Annotated in this window: 3 protein-coding genes and 2 pseudogenes; all 5 read left to right on the top strand. The window is 38.6% G+C overall.

The genetic code is table 11. From position 1 onward, the window contains the following. Positions 1-93: pseudogene (locus EII32_RS12595) on the top strand (IS982 family transposase); the annotation flags it as partial. Positions 94-406: 313 nt separating this feature from the next. Then, positions 407-985 (top strand): DUF4145 domain-containing protein, encoded by a 579-nt coding sequence (locus tag EII32_RS10945; protein ID WP_125235425.1) that lies wholly within the window; start codon positions 407-409, stop codon positions 983-985. A gap of 3 nt (positions 986-988) precedes the next feature. Further along, positions 989-2,743 carry an ATP-binding protein gene (locus EII32_RS10940; protein WP_125235424.1) on the top strand — a complete coding sequence of 585 codons (1,755 nt, stop codon included), beginning with the start codon at positions 989-991 and terminating at the stop codon, positions 2,741-2,743. 187 nt (positions 2,744-2,930) lie between these two features. Further along, positions 2,931-3,953, top strand: coding sequence for a RhuM family protein (gene rhuM / locus EII32_RS10935; RefSeq protein ID WP_125235423.1), 1,023 nt, complete (start codon positions 2,931-2,933; stop codon positions 3,951-3,953). A gap of 302 nt (positions 3,954-4,255) precedes the next feature. After that, positions 4,256-4,376 (top strand): annotated as a pseudogene (locus EII32_RS12590) (IS5/IS1182 family transposase); the annotation flags it as partial.

The raw sequence follows: 4,376 nt of genomic DNA, 5'->3' as shown, positions 1-4,376 counted from the left end.
GCAGCACTGGCGGCATACTGCTTCTTCGACAACAAGCCGAAAGCACTTGATGGATATTATATTGAGGACACCAAACAACTTATGATGTTTTGAGAAATATTATCCCGAACTGGGGTAAAAATTAAACTTTTCTACTCCAAAATGCGAGTTCTTCAAACACGTTTTGTAATTTTGCACTTGCTGGTTGACTCTGCGACCTGCTCAAATTTCTCCATAACACTAAATATACCACCAAAAGGAGTAAGTTTTTCAGATTTTATTTGTATTTTTGCCATGTCAGTTGCTTTGTTCAAAAAGCTTTATAGTGCAACACTAAGTTAAGTGAATTTTGCGACATGACAAAATCCCTAGCAACATTTTGTTGCTCAGGCACTTATAAAAATAATTTGTTGCGGAATTAAGGTTAATGAAATTAAATCATCATTTTTTCGATGAAGATAATCACGTTGTAGATTCAAAAGGATCGTTTAAAGAATACTTAAACGAACTCTTCATTGCAAGATGTGTGAACTGTGGAAAGAAGATAATCTGGATAAATGATGATTACATTTATCCAGACATCGTTGCAAAGGAGCCTAACGTTGATATGCCAGAAAGCGTGAAGCAGCTATATAACGAAGCAGGAACGATTTACAATAAGTCTCCAAGGGCAGCCTGCGCACTATTGCGATTGGCAATAGACAGATTGTGTAACGAATTGGGAGAAACCGACCGAGATATAAATAAAAATATAGGTGCCCTTGTTAAGAAAGGGCTACCACAAGTAGTTCAGCAAGCGTTAGACGTTGTACGCGTTGTAGGTAACAAAGCTGTCCACCCAGGTGTTATTTCATTTGATGTTGATGATAAAGGAACAGTAACTATGCTTATGCGCCTTCTGAATATCATTACCGAGCGCATGATTACTGAACCAAAAGAGATAGAGTCCTTATACGAAGGACTCCCCGAAACGGTGAAAGAATCCATAACTAAAAGAGATAAGTAAATCATGAGTAAACTCACAATAGAACACTTGAAAACTCTGAGAGAGTCTGAAGATAAGGTTGAATTTAAGCGGGCTGCACAAGGCAATTTCGCTTATGATGGTGGCTCTAAACCCAATCCTAAGTATAGAAGAAAGTGTATCTTAGGTTATGTTACTGCTCTTTGTAATGAAGGTGGTGGGTATTTAGTGCTTGGAATGGAAGATGCCTATCCACATCAGGTGGTGGGCACAAAACAGAATGAAGGGGCTATTGGAGAATTGGTAAGCAATATTTATAGAGATACATTAATCCGCCCGAGTATTTATGAACTCTATGAAGATGAAACTACGAAGGAAGGACGTGTATTAGTGATAGATGTCCCAGGACGACCTATCGGAAAGCTTTTTAGATTTGAAGATGTCCCTTTGATGCGAGTCGGAGAAGAGTTGAAGCCTATGTCTGATGAAGAGATCTTTAAGATTCTACAGGAACAAGAACCAGACTTTTCTTCCGAGATATGTAGTACGGTTTCCATAAATGATTTGGATACAGAAGCGATTCGGATTCTGAAACAGAAGTATGCAACAAAACAGAAAAATCCTAATTTCTTAGCACTACCTGACAAGCAGGTTTTAAGTGACTTGCAACTTATGAAAGAATGTAAAGTTACTTATGCTGCATTGATTCTTGTTGGCAAACGAGAGAAACTCATTGAATTATTACCCCAGGCCTCCGTAATATTGGAATATCGTAAATCCGAGAACTTGGTTCCATATGACAACAGGCATACTTACAGTGAGCCATTCTATAAAATGATAGACATGCTATGGCATGATATTAATTTGAGGAATGACAAGATTGATGTGAATGATAATTCCTATATATTCAACATTCCTTTCTTTAATGAAGATGTGATTCGTGAAGCTATTAATAATGCTATTGCTCATAGAGACTATAGACGTACAAGTGAAACTGTAATTAAGCAATACCCACAAAAATTAATTGTAATGAATGCTGGAGGTTTTCCTTTAGGTGTAAGTGTTGATAATTTGTTAAGGGTTCAAAGTACTCCAAGAAACAGACTGTTGGCAGACGTGTTAGAAAAAACAGGTGTTGTGGAACGATCGGGGCAAGGTATAGATAAAATATTTAAGAACACATTGTCAGAAGGAAAAGATTGCCCAGATTATTCTCATAGTGACTCTTTCCGGGTGGAGTTGCATCTTTCAGCGGTCATCAAGGACAAGGCTTTTGCGATGTTTCTGGAATCTGAACAAAGAGATTTACCTGAAGAAGAAAGGCTCTCTGTTTTTGACGTGATATCTTTAAATGAAATAAGACAAGGAAAATCGCAGAACATTGAAAGAGATAGTATAGAGAAATTATTAACTCGCGGACTGATTGAGAAACGCGGTAGGACAAGAGGTACATACTATATTTTATCTAAAAGCTATTACGAATTTAGCGGTCAAGAAGGAGAATACAGCCAAAAAGACGACTGGGGAATAAATCAAGTAATGTCGGTAATCATACCCCACCTTACAAAGTTTGGTAAAGCCAAAATGAAGGACTTTGCAAAGTTATTAGAAGGTCATCTGACACGTCGTCAAGTAAGGACTGTTATTGATAAATTAGTTGCTTCTCAGCTCTTAATCAAAGAAGGAGAGGGGGCATCTACCACATATAAGATAGCAGAAAAATATATTAAAAACTCTGCTTTGGTTGCTCGCGCCTTTGATTTAGGAATAAAAGAAATGAAAAAACGCGGGGAGATATGATAAATAAAATGTCCAAAAGTGGTCCAATCGTCTACTTTATTTTGTCATTTGCGAAGCGTTTTCTTTGTATAACTTATTGGCAATGAGTTGGTTAAAAATGTCCAAAAATGGTAATAGAAGATCCGACACTCCTATTTAATGAAGGTAAAGTGTTTACTGAGAGGAACAATAATTTAATAAAAGAATAATGGAAGCAGACAACAATGACAATATGCTCATCTACCAGTCGGAAGATGGTAAGATAAAGATAGATGTTCGGTTTGAAAATGAGACGGTATGGCTGTCACAGGCACAGATGTGCGCACTTTTTGGTCGTGAGCGTAGTGTTATCACCAAGCATATAAATAACATTTTTGAAGAAAGAGAACTTGATGAGAATAGCAATGTGCAAATTTTGCACATTGCAGGTTCCGATAAGCCTGTAAAGTTTTACAACCTCGATGTAATAATCTCTGTGGGCTACCGGGTAAAGTCGCAGCAGGGCACGCAGTTCCGCATTTGGGCTACGCAGCGGTTGAAAGAATATATCATAAAGGGCTTTGCGTTGAATGATGAGCGATTTAAGACCGGGTCGTCTTACAATTATTTTAAGGAACTCTTAGACCGTATTCGCGAGATACGCCTTTCAGAGCGAGTGTTTTATCAGCAGATAAAGGACGTTTATAAAACAAGCATCGACTATAATCCATCGGCTGAGATGACGCAGGCTTTCTTCAAGGAAGTACAGAACAAGTTGCTTTGGGCTGTCAGCGGAAAGACGGCAGCTGAACTTCTTTATTATCGTGCCAATGCTTCCCTGCCAATGATGGGACTTACTTCTACGGAAAAAGAGGGAAAAGTTACCAAGAATGATGTCCTGATAGGTAAGAACTATCTGAATGAGAAAGAGATTGGTCAACTAAAACTAATCGTTGAACAGTTCCTTGCCTATGCTGAGGCGCAGGCTTTGGCTGAGAAACCGATGTATATGCGCGATTGGGTTCAGAAACTACGCCTTGTACTCACCATGAACGAAAAGAATATCCTTGAACATGCTGGCACCATTTCTCACAAACTGGCTGTAGCTAAAGCTACCAAGGAATATATTGCCTACAAAGAACGGCAACGGCAGATAGAGCATCTTGATAGCATCAAACAACTCGATCAAGACCTGAAGCGTATCGCACCACGAAAGAATAAGAGAAAAAAGAATGATGAGGAAGCCAAATAATGCCTCTTGCTTCTGATGATATTCATCAAAAGCGTCAACGGAATGACCTATGGAAATAAAAGTGGAATATCTGGGTAATCAGGAACTGTTGAAATTGTAAAAGACGGCTTTCCTTGCATCAAGCACCATCGCTTCAGAAACGGTGCTGAAGGTGTACGACTGGGCAACAGAGATGCGCAGTCGTGGAGAGTGCATTATTAGAGACCTTTGCACGGTAAATTTCTTTATTTTTTCATGTTATGCCATTGTATATCAGCGAATTATTTCGTATCTTTGCGGTATAATTGAATACATTGCCACCTATGGCACAACAAGGAAAATCATCTAACGAAGAAGTATCATTTGCAGACGTCATCTTCGAGAAGCGATACAGGAAAGCCCAAAATGAATTTTTGAATCAAGTCGATATGCTTATCGATCGGC

The organism is Prevotella sp. OH937_COT-195 (assembly GCF_003932845.1).
In the GTDB taxonomy this organism is placed as follows: Bacteria; Bacteroidota; Bacteroidia; order Bacteroidales; family Bacteroidaceae; genus Prevotella.
Note: the sequence above shows the minus strand (reverse complement) of the source record. Positions and strands in the feature narration are given on the sequence as shown.